Source organism: Pseudomonas coronafaciens pv. oryzae str. 1_6 (genome assembly GCF_000156995.2).
Classification (GTDB): Bacteria; Pseudomonadota; Gammaproteobacteria; order Pseudomonadales; family Pseudomonadaceae; genus Aquipseudomonas; species Aquipseudomonas tremae.
In genome coordinates, this window is sequence record NZ_CP046035.1 from 876,973 (window position 1) to 890,390 (window position 13,418).

The following is a 13,418-nucleotide window of genomic DNA, read 5'->3' on the forward strand; positions in this document are numbered from 1 at the left end:
GAGACATCCCGCCACGCGACAATAGACCACACGGCTTAAAGGGCTGAACAGGACTACTCTTTCATTGTCGATTGATCTACGTCATTGCTTAAAGGCACAGGATGACCAATCGACCAGCATTTGCTCGTTCAAGAACGCTGCATAAAAAGAAACAAATGCACTCATTACCGTGGGGGCAATCGCTGTTGGCTTGTTGTCGGCAGCAGGTTTCATCTGAGAGAGGAACGTTTTATGTTCGGTTTAGAGGCTATCGATCTCGCCCGAATTCAGTTCGCATTCACGATTTCGTTTCACATCCTGTTTCCTGCCATCACCATTGGTCTGGCAAGTTATCTGGCTGTGCTCGAAGGCCTGTGGCTGAAGACCCGCGATGATGTCTACCGTGACCTGTACCACTTCTGGTCCAAGATATTTGCCGTCAATTTCGGCATGGGCGTAGTGTCCGGGCTGGTCATGGCCTATCAATTCGGCACCAACTGGAGCCGCTTCTCTGATTTTGCCGGCGCTGTTACCGGCCCTCTGCTGACCTACGAGGTGCTGACCGCCTTCTTCCTGGAGGCCGGTTTCCTCGGCGTGATGCTGTTCGGCTGGAATCGCGTCGGTCGCAACCTGCACTTTTTCTCCACGGTGATGGTTGCCATCGGCACGCTGATTTCCACCTTCTGGATTCTGTCGTCCAACAGCTGGATGCAGACCCCGCAAGGGTTCGAGATCATCGATGGTCGGATTATCCCCACTGACTGGTTCGCCGTGATCTTCAACCCGTCGTTCCCGTATCGCCTGACACACATGGCGATCGCTGCGTTCGTGGCAACTGCGTTCTTTGTCGGTTCTTCCGCCGCCTGGCACCTGCTGCGTGGCCGCGATACACCGGCGGTACGCAAGATGCTCTCGATGGCCATGTGGATGGCCCTCCTGGTGGCGCCTGTTCAGGCAGTGGTCGGTGACTTCCACGGTCTGAACACGCTCGAGCATCAGCCCGCGAAAATCGCAGCAATCGAAGGCCACTGGGAAAACGAGGGTGACAAGCCCACGCCGCTGATTCTGTTCGGCATCCCCGACATGAAGGAAGAGCGTACCAAGTACGCGGTGGAAATCCCGTACCTGGGCAGCCTGATCCTGACCCACAGCCTCGACAAGCAAGTGCCTGCGCTCAAGGAATTCAAACCCGAGGATCGCCCTAATTCGACGATCGTGTTCTGGTCGTTCCGGGTCATGGTCGCACTCGGCATGCTGATGATCTTCACCGGCCTGTGGAGCCTCTGGCTGCGCAAACGCGGCACCCTGTATAACTCGCGTCCGTTCCTGTACATGGCGCTGTGGATGGGACCTTCGGGCCTGATCGCGATCCTGGCGGGCTGGTTCACCACCGAGATCGGTCGTCAGCCGTGGGTGGTCTACGGCCTGATGCGTACCGCAGATGCCTCTTCGGGTCACAGCGTTGCGCAGATGAGCATCACCCTGGTGTTGTTCGTGGTCGTGTACTTCGTGCTGTTCGGCACAGGTCTGGGCTACATGATGCGGCTGGTCCGCAAAGGGCCGAAAGCCTACGTCGAGCACGTACCTGACGGTGGTCCTGGCCAGAAACGCACACCGGCCCGTCCGCTCTCCGCCGCTGTTGAAGGCGCAGAAGATGGCGACAATATTGACCATCTTGGCAAGGGGAACTAAGCCATGGGCATCGATCTTCCGCTGATCTGGGCCATCATCATCGTCTTCGGCATTATGATGTACGTCGTGATGGACGGATTCGATCTGGGCATCGGGATTCTCTTCCCGTTCATGAAGGAAAGTCACGACCGCGACGTGATGATGAACACTGTCGCGCCGGTCTGGGACGGTAACGAAACCTGGCTGGTACTGGGCGGCGCTGCACTGTTTGGCGCGTTTCCGCTGGCCTATTCTGTGGTTCTGTCTGCGCTGTATCTGCCGCTGATGTTCATGCTCATGGGCCTGATATTCCGCGGCGTGGCGTTCGAGTTCCGCTTCAAGGCGACCGAGCTGAAGCGTCACTGGTGGGACAAGGCCTTCATTGGCGGCTCGCTCGCGGCGACTTTCTTTCAGGGTGTGGCGCTGGGTGCCTATATTGAAGGCATTCCGGTGGTCGATCGTCAGTTTGCAGGCGGCTCGCTGGACTGGCTTTCGCCGTTCCCGATGTTCTGCGGCCTGGCCTTGATCGTTGCCTATGCGTTGCTGGGCTGCACCTGGCTGATCATGAAGACCGAAGGCCCGCTACAGAAGGCCATGCATGACCTGGCGCGCCCTCTGGCACTGGCGGTTCTTGCCGTCATGGCCATGGTCAGCCTGTGGACGCCGCTGGCGCATGCGGATATTGCGCATCGCTGGTTCAGCATGCCTAACCTGTTCTGGTTCATGCCGGTGCCGATTCTGGTGTTGGTGACCATGTACGGGCTGTTCAAGGCTGTGGCGCGAAATGCCCACTACACGCCGTTTCTGCTGACCCTGTTGCTGATCTTTCTCGGCTATAGCGGTCTGGGCATCAGCCTGTGGCCGAATATCATTCCGCCTTCAGTGTCTATCTGGCAGGCCGCCGCGCCGCCACAGAGCCAGGGTTTCATGCTGGTCGGCACGCTGTTCATCATTCCGTTTATCCTGGGCTACACCTTCTGGAGCTACTACGTGTTCCGCGGCAAGGTGACGACCGAAGACGGTTATCACTAGCCCGAACCGAGGAGAATGACGATGTCTGGTAAAAATTCCATGCACGATCCGGATCCGGCACTGAGCAAACCGCTCTGGCAACGACTGGCCTGGCTGGTCGGGATCTGGTCGGGCAGTGTGTTTGCGCTGTTCATCGTCGCCAGCCTGATGCGCATGTTCATGAGCGCTGCAGGCCTGACGACTCACTGATCATCACTGCATTCCCGTTCGTGCCTTCCGGGCACGTTTACGACCCTCTGTCACCGCTCGTGTGGCAAGAGGGTCTTTTTTTGCGTGCTGCGGCTTACTTGCGTGCCTTGAGGATGACGAACTTGGGTGTGGATGCAACCTGCTCGACACCCCGGAACAGGCGCGACAGCTTGGTGTGATAACCCAGATGTCGATTACCGACGATATACAGTGCGCCACCTGTTACCAACGCCTCGCGCGCCTGGAGGAACATGCGCCAGGCGAGGAAATCCCCTACCACCTGCTGCTGATGAAACGGCGGATTGCACAGCACCACATCCAGAGAGTCAGGTTCCTGGCCGTCCAGCCCGTCGCCTGCACGGATGACGGCTTCTCGCTCGCCCAACTGTGCCCGCCAGTTTTCTGCAGCCGATTGCACAGCCATGTATGACTCGTCCACCAGCGTGTAGTGCGCATCGGGATTGTCCAGCGCACTGGCGATGGCCAGCACCCCGTTGCCGCAACCCAGGTCTGCAACCCGCGAGCTGCCCAGGTTCTTCGGCAGCTGAGGCAAAAAGGCCCGAGTGCCGATATCCAGACCCTCGCGACAGAACACATTGGCGTGGTTGATCAGTTCGATGGCCGGTTCATCCAGCCGGTAACGTGTCGGGTAGGGCGAGGCTTGCACCTCCTGCGCCTGCGGTGTCACAAACAGCAATCGGGCTTTTTTCACCGCCAGCGAGGCTTGCACCGGCCCCACATACTCTTCCAGCAAGTCTCCGGCCGAGCGCGGCAAATGCTTGACCATCGCCGCAGCGATCACCCGCGCGCCGGGTGCCAGTTGGCCTTGCAGTCGTATCAGTTGCTCTTCCAGCAGGGCAAGGGTCTTGGGGACGCGGATGAGCACCCAGTCGAACGGGCCGTTCAGTGGCTCGCTGGCTGGTATCAGAGGCACTGCGTCATAGGCCATGCCGTTGCGTGCCAGGTTCTTTTCCAGCCCTTGCGCCGCCAGGTACGAATCGGTACTGCTTGACACTGTCGCGTGGCGGGCGAGGCTCGCCGCAAGGGCGCCGAAGCTGTCGTTGAGCACCAGCACCCGGCTTTGAAGGCTCAGCCCGGTCTCTGCAACGTGGCTGAGCAGGTATTCGTCAGCGGCATCGAATGCCTGCAGCGGCTCATCCTGTTGCTCTGGCTGGCGGATGAGATCAAGTTCAGCGAAGGGACTGATGAGCAGGGGCATTGGCGGGAGAACTCTGTGCAATCGAAGGTATATCAGCGAGTCCTGTGACAGGCAGACTCGCCGATACCCGGGATTTTACGTAGTTTTCCGACAGATATCTGCCTATTGCTGAACAACGGCGGTTTTTGTCAGAACATGCCGCTCATCGCAGCACGTACAGCAGCGGCGGTCTTGTTGCACACGCCCATCTTTTGGATGGCACTGGCGATGTGAAAGTGAATGGTGCGCTCCTTCAGGCAAAGAATGATTGCAATGGCACCAGCTGTTTTCCCTTCTGCGGACCACTTGAGGACTTCGATTTCTCTCTGTGTCAGGTTCTTTGCTGGCGAGGGCTGTAGAAAATTGATTTCCATGGTGTTCATGAAGCCTCCTTGCGGTGTGTATCCAGACCTTGCTGTTCGCTTATCCAGTCTAGGAACAAATCACCGGCAACCCGCCGACTGCGCAGGCGCGCTGACGGATGGACTGATGGCACTTGGCACCGCGAAATATGTCTTTACCCTGTAACCCTTGTGCAAGAGCGGTTCAGGTAATTTGTCGCGCAGCCGTTCAGCCAGCTCAGGCAGTCTTCGAGAACCAAATGCTCTAAGCCGACAGGTCGGTTTCGAGGTAAATCATCACAAACAGCCGGTGTTTATCGCGACGGCTTTGCGGGACACTGGGTTCTGCTTTCCATATTCAGGAGTTCAAAGCGCACCATGACCGTCAGTGATGACAAGTTCACCCGACAGACACTGCAGCGTGTCACGCCGCTGACCGAGAACCTGTTCACCCTGCGCGCTACACGCGATCCGGGTTTTCGCTTTCGTGCCGGCCAGTTTGCGCGGCTTGGCGTGACCAAGGCCGATGGCACGACCGTGTGGCGTGCCTATTCGATGGTGTCTTCACCCTACGACGAGTTTCTGGAGTTCTTCTCCATCGTGGTGCCCGACGGCGAGTTCACCAGCGAGCTGAACCGCCTGCGCGAAGGCGACACCCTGATGGTGGAAAAGCAGGCATTTGGTTACCTGACGCTGGATCGATTTGTTGATGGCCGTGACCTGTGGCTGTTGTCTACAGGCACAGGCGTCGCGCCTTTTCTGTCGATCCTTCAGGATTTCGAAGTCTGGGAGAAGTTCGAGCGGGTGATCCTTGTCTACAGCGTGCGCGAGTCCCGCGAGCTGGCCTATCAGCAGCTGATTGCCGAGCTGATGCAGCGTGAGTATCTGGCTGAGTACGCGGACAAGTTTCTGTTTCTGCCCACGGTAACCCGCGAGCAGCATCCGGGCGCATTGAATGGACGCATCACGCAACTGATCGACAACGGAGAACTGGAGCGCGCCGCCGGAATTGCCCTCACGCCAGAGCATTCGCGCGTAATGTTATGTGGTAATCCGCAGATGATCGATGACACACGAGCGATTCTCAAACAGCGCGACATGCGCCTGAGCCTGTCACGTAAGCCAGGGCAGGTGGCAGTCGAGACGTATTGGTAGACGACGCTTCGCTCGTCCACAATCCCCAAGGATCGTAGGAGCGGACTCGTCCGCGATATGCCGGGAACCGGCAGCAAGCTGCTTCAGGGCCGCTTCGCAGCCCATCGCAGCTATCGTAACCTTCTGATACTCCCACGCCCCACAAACACAAGCTCGTGTTTCAAACCCACAATCAGAGTGGGCGTGCAGGGTCCACGGTGACGGGTTCTGCCGGCTTGTTCTGTTCCTTCAGCAGGTCGCGAATCTCGCTCAGCAGAACTTCCTGCCTGGAAGGCGTTGGCGGCAGGGTAGGCGCCTTGGCTTCTTCGCGTTTCAGGCGATTGATCGCCTTAACGCCCATGAAGATCGCGAACGCGACAATGATGAAGTCGATGATGGTCTGGATGAACTTGCCATACGCCAGCAGTACTGCGGGCGCTGTGCCCTGTGCTGGACGCAGGGTGACGGCCAGGTCACTGAAGTCCACTCCGCCGATCAACAGGCCTAACGGCGGCATGATGACATCGCCGACGAACGACGAAACGATCTTGCCGAATGCCGCGCCAATGATGATACCGACGGCCATATCGACCACGTTACCTTTGACCGCAAAGGCCTTGAACTCGCTAAGTACGCTCATGGGTAATTCCTTGTTACAGATAAAATTGATCCAGAAGAGTGTAGCCCAGCCGTAGTGTTGCCGCTTGAACCACGTTTAATCGACCGGAGCCGCCTGCGTAAGTTTTATCCGGTTTTGAAACCTGTGCTTCGCCGAGCGAGTAGCGGGTACCGAAACCTGCGCTATGATGGGCGTTTTTCACGACTGGGGTTGTCATGGCCAAGGCCAAACGCTTGTACGGCTGCACCGAGTGTGGCGCGACGTTTCCCAAGTGGGCGGGCCAGTGCGCTGATTGCGGCGCCTGGAACACACTGGTCGAAACCATGATTGAGAGTGGTGCCGCTGCGCCCCCCAGTGGACGCACGGGCTGGACCGGTTCGCAGGCGCAGATCAGAACCCTGGCGGAAGTCAGCGTCGAAGAGATCCCGCGTTTCTCCACCAACTCCGCCGAGCTGGATCGCGTGCTCGGTGGCGGTCTGGTAGACGGCTCGGTGGTGTTGATCGGCGGTGATCCTGGCATCGGTAAATCAACCATTCTGCTTCAGACACTGTGCAACATTGCGCAACGCATGCCTGCCCTGTATGTCACTGGTGAGGAATCCCAACAGCAAGTGGCCATGCGCGCCCGCCGTCTGGGCCTGCCGCAGGACAAACTGCGCGTCATGACCGAAACCTGCATCGAGACGATCATTGCCACAGCCAAGGTCGAAAAGCCGAAAGTGATGGTGATCGACTCGATCCAGACGATCTTTACCGAACAGTTGCAATCCGCACCGGGTGGCGTATCGCAGGTTCGTGAAAGCGCTGCCTTGCTGGTGCGCTACGCCAAACAAAGCGGCACCGCGATCTTTCTGGTGGGTCACGTCACCAAGGAAGGCGCGCTGGCCGGTCCACGCGTGCTGGAGCACATGGTCGACACCGTGTTGTATTTCGAAGGCGAGTCGGACGGCCGTCTGCGCCTGTTGCGGGCCGTGAAGAATCGCTTCGGTGCCGTGAACGAGCTGGGCGTGTTCGGCATGACCGACAAGGGCTTGAAGGAAGTCTCCAATCCGTCGGCGATTTTCCTGACCCGTGCTCAGGAAGAAGTACCGGGCAGCGTGGTCATGGCTACGTGGGAAGGTACGCGACCCATGCTGGTGGAAGTCCAGGCACTGGTGGATGACAGCCACATGTCCAATCCGCGCCGGGTGACACTGGGGCTCGATCAAAACCGTCTGGCGATGCTATTGGCCGTATTGCACCGGCATGGCGGCATTCCGACCCACGATCAGGACGTGTTCCTCAACGTGGTGGGGGGCGTGAAGGTGCTCGAGACCGCATCAGACCTGGCCTTGATGGCCGCGGTCATGTCCAGCCTGCGCAATAGGCCTCTGCCGCATGACCTGCTGGTGTTTGGCGAAGTGGGGTTGTCGGGTGAGGTCAGGCCCGTGCCCAGTGGTCAGGAGCGCCTCAAGGAGGCCGCCAAGCACGGTTTCAAACGGGCCATCGTGCCGAAAGGCAATGCGCCGAAAGAAGCACCTCCCGGCTTGCAAATCATTGCTGTCACGCGCCTGGAGCAGGCTTTGGATGCGCTGTTCGAGTAACCCTCCCTTGGGGTTATTCGTACAACTCGATCAAGGCCGCCAGTTCCCGATCGAGTTCCTCGGGGTCGCCGAGGTTCAATTCGACCAGCCGCCTCAGGTAGCTGATCGACTCCAGCCCTATATGCCGGCAAACAAACCCCAGTTGCCGGTTGTTGTCATGGGTGACTTCGGCATCCATTTTCACGTGGGCATCGTTGCTTAGAATGATGTCGACTTCAAAGGGTTGCGTCGGATCACCGTTCCAAGGATCAGGCCGTTCGATCAGCAACCCTTTGAGGGACAGGTCGACCAGTTTCACTTTCCAGCTTTTGTCGCCTTGCTTCAGATCGGTCTTGGCATCAAAGGCAATGCGTTTGAAACGACGGCGATCTTCGGGTGAGTCGGTCATCGGGTTAACTCTCTTGTCGCCCGTTGAAACCAGTCAGCGGGCAGGTTGTTTTCCGAGCAATTCTTTCGTCTCTGCACGATAGACCGGAAAGCAATGGCAGAACAGTTCCTCCTTGCCGTTTTGTGATCCGGCCACCATCTCTTGAGGCCATTCCAGCCCTCTATGCCGGGTATCTGCCGCAATTGATCATTTTTCGACCTAGACCTTGGTTGGGGGTGGTCTTTCGTGGATCCGACGCTAAACTCGCACTGCTTGCCTTCTAGTCAACTCTGCTGGAATAAAAAATGAAAAATAATAATAGCCTGATGCGCCACGTTCCTTGGCTCATCGTTGCAATTGTCGGAGCATGTGCTCTTGGGGTCGTGGCCTTGCGTCGCGGAGAGGCGATCAATGCCTTGTGGATAGTGGTTGCTGCGGTGGCTATCTATCTGGTTGCTTATCGTTACTACAGTCTTTTCATCGCCACGCACGTCATGCAGCTCGATCCGCTGCGTGCCACGCCGGCGGTGGTCAATAACGATGGTCTGGACTACGTGCCGACCAACAAACATATCCTGTTTGGTCACCACTTTGCCGCCATCGCTGGCGCGGGGCCGCTGGTCGGGCCGGTGCTGGCCGCGCAAATGGGCTATCTGCCCGGTACGCTCTGGCTGATCGCCGGTGTGGTGCTGGCAGGAGCGGTGCAGGATTTCATGATTCTGTTCCTGTCCACGCGCCGCGACGGTCGCTCGCTGGGCGACATGGTTCGCGAGGAAATGGGCCGCATTCCCGGTACCATCGCCTTGTTCGGCTGCTTCCTGATCATGATCATCATCCTTGCGGTGCTGGCGCTGATTGTGGTCAAGGCGCTGGCCGAAAGCCCTTGGGGCATGTTCACGGTCATGGCGACGATTCCGATTGCAATGTTCATGGGCATTTACATGCGCTACATCCGTCCGGGACGCATTGGAGAAATCTCTATTGTCGGTGTCATTCTGCTGCTGGGTTCGATCTGGGTCGGCGGTGCGGTAGCGGCTGATCCGACCTGGGGGCCGATGTTCACCTTCACCGGCATACAGATCACCTGGATGCTGGTGGGCTACGGTTTCGTCGCAGCCATGCTGCCGGTCTGGCTGCTGCTGGCGCCACGTGACTACCTGTCGACCTTCCTCAAGATCGGCACAATTCTGGCCTTGGCAATCGGTATCCTGATTCTGGCCCCCGAGCTGAAAATGCCGGCCCTGACCCAGTTCACCGATGGCACCGGCCCGGTCTGGAAAGGCGCGCTGTTCCCGTTCCTGTTCATCACCATCGCCTGCGGCGCGGTGTCGGGTTTCCACGCGCTGATCTCTTCGGGTACCACGCCCAAGCTGCTGGATAACGAAAAGAATGCCCGTTACATCGGCTACGGCGGCATGCTGATGGAGTCATTCGTGGCGATCATGGCGATGGTCGCCGCTTCGGTCATCGAACCAGGTGTCTATTTTGCGATGAACAGCCCGGCTGCCGTGGTTGGCAGCGATGTGGTGACGGTCGCGCAGACGGTTTCCAGCTGGGGCTTCGCCATCACGCCCGAACAACTGACAGCGGTCGCCAAAGACATCGGCGAAAACACCATTCTGGCCCGCGCCGGTGGTGCGCCTACCCTGGCGGTCGGTATCGCGCAGATTCTCCATCAGGTATTGCCGGGCGAGAACACCATGGCGTTCTGGTACCACTTCGCGATCCTGTTTGAAGCGCTGTTCATCCTCACCGCTGTCGACGCCGGCACACGGGCCGGACGCTTCATGCTGCAGGACCTTCTGGGCAGCTTCGTGCCAGCCCTGAAACGCACCGAATCCTGGACCGCCAACGCCATCGGTACAGGTGGTTGCGTCGCCCTGTGGGGGTATCTGCTGTATCAGGGCGTGATCGACCCGCTGGGTGGCATCAACACCCTGTGGCCGCTGTTTGGTATCTCCAACCAGATGCTCGCCGGTATCGCGCTGATGCTCGCCAGCGTCGTGCTGATCAAGATGAAGCGTCAGCGCTACGTCTGGGTCACCATGTTGCCTGCTGTCTGGCTGCTGATCTGCACCGTGACGGCTGGCCTGATCAAACTGTTCGACGCCAACCCAGCGGTCGGCTTCCTGGCCCTGGCCAAGAAGTACAGCGCCGCTGCGGATGCCGGTCAGATTCTGGCTCCGGCGAAGACCATGGACCAGATGCAACATGTGATCTTCAACGCCTACACCAACGCCGGGCTGACCATGCTGTTCCTGTTTGTGGTGTTCAGCATTCTGTTCTATGCCATCAAAGTAGGCCGTGCGGCGTGGACGACCAAGGAGCGCTCCGACAAGGAAGCTCCTTATCAGGCCATGCCGCCAGCGCCGCAGGTGTGATGATGTTCACCCACAGAGGATTTGCCCATGTTCAATGACCTGAGTCGCCTCGGCAAATACCTCGGTCAGGCCGCGCGCCTGATGGTGGGCATGCCTGACTACGATACGTATGTCGAGCACATGCAGAACACCCACCCGGACAAGCCGATGATGACCTACGAGCAGTTCTTTCGGGAGCGGCAAGAGGCACGTTACGGCGGCAAGGGCGGGCCGAAGTGCTGCTGATATGCTGATCTGCGTTATTGTCTGACCCGACGCGCCACAGGCCATCACCTGTGGCGCGTTTTCATTCCAGCTGAATGCATCACGCCAGGAGCCTTATGACTGAGTTGCAACCCATCCCCGTGACCGTGCTGACCGGTTTTCTGGGCGCAGGCAAAACCACCTTGCTGCGCCATCTGCTCAAGGCCGAGCACGGCCTGAAGATTGCGGTAATCGAAAACGAATTCAGCGATGCCGGTATCGACAGCCAGTTGCTCGGCACCGACCCGGTGCAGATCATGACCCTGTCCAACGGCTGCGTGTGCTGCACCATTCACACCGACCTGACCAAAGCGCTGTATCTGCTGCTGGAGCGCCTGGACAGTGGCGAAATCGCTTTCGATCGGTTGGTGATCGAATGCACCGGGCTGGCCGATCCGGCACCGGTCGCCCAGACGTTTTTCATCGACGAAGAGCTGCGCGAGCGTTATATCCTCGACGGCATCATTACCCTGGTGGACGCTGCCCACGCAGATACCCATCTGGCGCAAACCATCGCCCAGGCACAGATCGGCTTTGCCGACCGTCTGTTGGTCAGTAAGCGTGACCTCGTAGACGACGCAGCCTTCGATGCCCTCAGCGCGCGTCTTGCGCGCATCAACCGCCGCGCCCCGATACGCATCGTCGACCACGGCAAGATCGACCTCGCCGAACTGCTCGACGTGCGTGGCTTCAACCTCAACGCCGACCTCGGCGGCGGCATGGTCTTGCGACCACTGGCCCCGGTCGGCAACTCCGGCGACCGCATCACCAGCCTGGTCCTGCGCAGCGACAAACCCCTGAACCTGGACCGTCTCAGTGAGTTCATGAACGAACTGCTGGAAGACCACGGCAAGCAGTTGTTGCGCTACAAGGGCGTGCTCAACATCGAAGACGAACCGCGCAAAATGGTGTTTCAGGGGGTGCTGAAACTGTACGGCTTTGACTGGGATACCGAGTGGGCTGAAGGCGAGCAGCGCGAGAGCGTGATCGTGTTTATTGCCGATGAGTTGCCGGAGGAGAAGATTCGAGCGGGGTTCGAGAGGGTTTGTGCATAAGGTATTTGGCTATGATCTGAGTAGCTGCCTCCGCTAGTGAACCACCCAAAAAAAAGCCCCGGTTCTCACGAACCGGGGCTTTTCGGTGTTGCGTCTAGACGAAGTCTATCAAGCGCCGTAGACCGGCAACTTCGCGCAGATGGCCTTGACCTTTTCACGGACAGCGTCGATCACTGCTTCGTTGTTCAGGTCTGCCAGGATGTCGCAGATCCAGCCAGCCAGTTCCTTGCACTCTGTTTCCTTGAAGCCACGAGTGGTCACTGCCGGGGTGCCGAAGCGCAGGCCGGAGGTGACGAACGGGGAGCGTGGGTCGTTCGGTACGGAGTTCTTGTTCACGGTGATGAAGGCGCGACCCAGTGCGGCGTCTGCGTCTTTACCGGAGATGTCCTGCTTGATCAGCGACAGCAGGAACAGGTGGTTTTCAGTACCGCCGGACACGACGTCGAAGCCGCGCTCGATGAAGACACCGGCCATCGCCTTGGCATTCTTGACCACCTGTTGCTGGTAAGCCTTGAACTCGGGTTGCAGTGCTTCCTTGAAGCAGATCGCCTTGGCCGCGATGACGTGCTCCAGCGGGCCGCCCTGCGAGCCAGGGAATACAGCTGAATTCAGCTTCTTCTCGATGTCGGCGTTGGCGCGAGCCAGAATCAGGCCGCCACGTGGACCGCGCAGGGTCTTGTGCGTGGTAGTGGTCACGACGTCGGCGAATGGCACCGGGTTCGGGTAGACGCCTGCTGCGACCAGACCGGCAACGTGAGCCATGTCGACGAACAGGTAGGCACCGACCTTGTCGGCGATGGCGCGGAAGCGCGGGAAGTCGAGGATCTGCGAGTAGGCAGAGAAACCGGCGACGATCATTTTCGGCTTGTGTTCAACAGCCAGGCGCTCGACTTCGTCGTAGTCGATCATGCCGTTGGCATCGATGCCGTACTGGACGGCGTTGTACAGCTTGCCCGAGGACGAAACGCTGGCGCCGTGGGTCAAGTGACCACCGTGGGCCAGGCTCATGCCGAGAATGGTGTCGCCGCCTTGCAGCAGGGCCAGGTAGACAGCCGAGTTGGCCTGCGAGCCTGCGTGTGGCTGAACGTTGGCGTAATCGGCGCCGAACAGCTCCTTGGCGCGGTCGATGGCCAGTTGCTCGATAACGTCGACGTACTCGCAGCCGCCGTAGTAACGCTTGCCTGGGTAGCCTTCAGCGTACTTGTTGGTCAGGACCGAGCCTTGAGCTTCCATGACGGCCGGACTGGTGTAGTTTTCCGAGGCAATCAGCTCGATGTGTTCTTCCTGGCGCAGAGCTTCTTGCTCCATGGCGGCAAACAGATCGGCGTCGTACTTGGCGATAGTCAAATCACGGCTGAACATGGCAGTCCTCAAAGGGGCATGGCGGAAAAGGCGACTATTCTACCCCATCGGGTTTTATCTGGCATATGAAAGGCAGTCATCTTGACCAGTGACAGCGTTCACGCTGCGCTCTGCAAGGCGTGAAATCATTGCCACTGTGCAGGCGCAAGCCCTGCTCTGGGCGGGGCTCACCCGCATGAGATTGCCCGGTTCGATGGCGTCATCCCTGGCTTGATCCCGGCACATTCACTCTAAATTTCAGTGGCCATGCGTCGACTCTTCCTT

At 58.8% G+C, this 13,418-nt stretch carries 14 protein-coding genes; 8 read left to right on the plus strand and 6 right to left on the minus strand.

Features of this window, described 5'->3' with window-relative positions; genetic code table 11:
* Positions 1–231 precede the first annotated feature (231 nt).
* The 3 genes from POR16_RS03870 to POR16_RS03880 are packed head-to-tail and all read left to right on the plus strand — an operon-like array spanning position 232 to position 2,871.
* Positions 232–1,671: a cytochrome ubiquinol oxidase subunit I gene (locus POR16_RS03870; protein ID WP_024671634.1), complete on the plus strand. Its 1,440-nt coding sequence runs from the start codon at positions 232–234 to the stop codon at positions 1,669–1,671.
* Between the two features lie 3 nt (positions 1,672–1,674).
* Positions 1,675–2,682: a cytochrome d ubiquinol oxidase subunit II gene (gene cydB, locus POR16_RS03875; protein ID WP_005894303.1), complete on the plus strand. Its 1,008-nt coding sequence runs from the start codon at positions 1,675–1,677 to the stop codon at positions 2,680–2,682.
* A 21-nt stretch (positions 2,683–2,703) separates the two neighbouring features.
* Positions 2,704–2,871, plus strand: coding sequence for a DUF2474 domain-containing protein (locus POR16_RS03880; RefSeq protein WP_005894301.1), 168 nt, complete (start codon positions 2,704–2,706; stop codon positions 2,869–2,871).
* A gap of 94 nt (positions 2,872–2,965) precedes the next feature.
* Here POR16_RS03880 and POR16_RS03885 read toward each other — a convergent pair whose 3' ends face one another.
* Positions 2,966–4,090: a methyltransferase gene (locus POR16_RS03885; protein WP_005894300.1), complete on the minus strand. Its 1,125-nt coding sequence runs from the start codon at positions 4,088–4,090 to the stop codon at positions 2,966–2,968.
* Between the two features lie 128 nt (positions 4,091–4,218).
* Positions 4,219–4,452: a response regulator transcription factor gene (locus POR16_RS03890; RefSeq protein ID WP_005894298.1), complete on the minus strand. Its 234-nt coding sequence runs from the start codon at positions 4,450–4,452 to the stop codon at positions 4,219–4,221.
* A gap of 336 nt (positions 4,453–4,788) precedes the next feature.
* Here POR16_RS03890 and POR16_RS03895 point away from each other — a divergent pair, with 336 nt between their 5' ends.
* Positions 4,789–5,565 (plus strand): ferredoxin--NADP reductase, encoded by a 777-nt coding sequence (locus POR16_RS03895; protein WP_005894297.1) that lies wholly within the window; start codon positions 4,789–4,791, stop codon positions 5,563–5,565.
* Between the two features lie 172 nt (positions 5,566–5,737).
* Here POR16_RS03895 and mscL read toward each other — a convergent pair whose 3' ends face one another.
* On the minus strand, positions 5,738–6,184 hold the full coding sequence (mscL, locus tag POR16_RS03900; RefSeq protein WP_005894296.1) for a large-conductance mechanosensitive channel protein MscL: 447 nt from the start codon (positions 6,182–6,184) through the stop codon (positions 5,738–5,740).
* 13 nt (positions 6,185–6,197) lie between these two features.
* A complete protein-coding gene (locus POR16_RS03905; protein ID WP_144106539.1) occupies positions 6,198–6,380 on the minus strand; it encodes a hypothetical protein in 183 nt (60 codons plus the stop codon).
* Between POR16_RS03905 and radA the strand changes: the two genes are divergently transcribed.
* Positions 6,379–7,746: a DNA repair protein RadA gene (gene radA / locus POR16_RS03910; RefSeq protein ID WP_003381736.1), complete on the plus strand. Its 1,368-nt coding sequence runs from the start codon at positions 6,379–6,381 to the stop codon at positions 7,744–7,746. The two genes, POR16_RS03905 and radA, sit on opposite strands and share 2 nt — an antisense overlap.
* Positions 7,747–7,759: 13 nt before the next feature.
* Here radA and POR16_RS03915 read toward each other — a convergent pair whose 3' ends face one another.
* Positions 7,760–8,134 (minus strand): PilZ domain-containing protein, encoded by a 375-nt coding sequence (locus POR16_RS03915; RefSeq protein ID WP_005894295.1) that lies wholly within the window; start codon positions 8,132–8,134, stop codon positions 7,760–7,762.
* A gap of 284 nt (positions 8,135–8,418) precedes the next feature.
* On the opposite strand from POR16_RS03915, the gene POR16_RS03920 reads away from it, so the two are divergent.
* From POR16_RS03920 to yjiA, 3 genes are all read left to right on the plus strand, one after another.
* Entirely contained in the window at positions 8,419–10,494 is a 2,076-nt protein-coding gene (locus POR16_RS03920) for a carbon starvation CstA family protein (RefSeq protein WP_005894294.1), read from the plus strand.
* A 27-nt stretch (positions 10,495–10,521) separates the two neighbouring features.
* Positions 10,522–10,719 (plus strand): YbdD/YjiX family protein, encoded by a 198-nt coding sequence (locus POR16_RS03925; protein ID WP_002555232.1) that lies wholly within the window; start codon positions 10,522–10,524, stop codon positions 10,717–10,719.
* 95 nt (positions 10,720–10,814) lie between these two features.
* Complete coding sequence (gene yjiA, locus POR16_RS03930; protein ID WP_005894293.1) at positions 10,815–11,792, plus strand: GTPase; 978 nt, start codon at positions 10,815–10,817, stop codon at positions 11,790–11,792.
* A gap of 108 nt (positions 11,793–11,900) precedes the next feature.
* Here the strand turns inward: yjiA and glyA are convergent, their stop codons facing one another.
* A complete protein-coding gene (gene glyA, locus POR16_RS03935; protein ID WP_005894291.1) occupies positions 11,901–13,154 on the minus strand; it encodes a serine hydroxymethyltransferase in 1,254 nt (417 codons plus the stop codon).
* Between the last annotated feature and the right edge of the window lie 264 nt (positions 13,155–13,418).

Excerpts from the sequence above, each read along its gene's own strand:
- POR16_RS03925 (WP_002555232.1), top strand. The coding sequence starts at position 10,522 with ATGTTCAATGACCTGAGTCGCCTCGGCAAATACCTCGGTCAGGCCGCG.
- POR16_RS03870 (WP_024671634.1), top strand. The coding sequence starts at position 232 with ATGTTCGGTTTAGAGGCTATCGATCTCGCCCGAATTCAGTTCGCATTC.
- glyA (WP_005894291.1), bottom strand. The coding sequence starts at position 13,154 with ATGTTCAGCCGTGATTTGACTATCGCCAAGTACGACGCCGATCTGTTT.
- POR16_RS03895 (WP_005894297.1), top strand. The coding sequence starts at position 4,789 with ATGACCGTCAGTGATGACAAGTTCACCCGACAGACACTGCAGCGTGTC.
- mscL (WP_005894296.1), bottom strand. The coding sequence starts at position 6,184 with ATGAGCGTACTTAGCGAGTTCAAGGCCTTTGCGGTCAAAGGTAACGTG.
- POR16_RS03920 (WP_005894294.1), top strand. The coding sequence starts at position 8,419 with ATGAAAAATAATAATAGCCTGATGCGCCACGTTCCTTGGCTCATCGTT.
- POR16_RS03905 (WP_144106539.1), bottom strand. The coding sequence starts at position 6,380 with ATGACAACCCCAGTCGTGAAAAACGCCCATCATAGCGCAGGTTTCGGT.
- POR16_RS03890 (WP_005894298.1), bottom strand. The coding sequence starts at position 4,452 with ATGAACACCATGGAAATCAATTTTCTACAGCCCTCGCCAGCAAAGAAC.
- POR16_RS03880 (WP_005894301.1), top strand. The coding sequence starts at position 2,704 with ATGTCTGGTAAAAATTCCATGCACGATCCGGATCCGGCACTGAGCAAA.
- POR16_RS03915 (WP_005894295.1), bottom strand. The coding sequence starts at position 8,134 with ATGACCGACTCACCCGAAGATCGCCGTCGTTTCAAACGCATTGCCTTT.
- yjiA (WP_005894293.1), top strand. The coding sequence starts at position 10,815 with ATGACTGAGTTGCAACCCATCCCCGTGACCGTGCTGACCGGTTTTCTG.
- radA (WP_003381736.1), top strand. The coding sequence starts at position 6,379 with ATGGCCAAGGCCAAACGCTTGTACGGCTGCACCGAGTGTGGCGCGACG.
- POR16_RS03885 (WP_005894300.1), bottom strand. The coding sequence starts at position 4,090 with ATGCCCCTGCTCATCAGTCCCTTCGCTGAACTTGATCTCATCCGCCAG.
- cydB (WP_005894303.1), top strand. The coding sequence starts at position 1,675 with ATGGGCATCGATCTTCCGCTGATCTGGGCCATCATCATCGTCTTCGGC.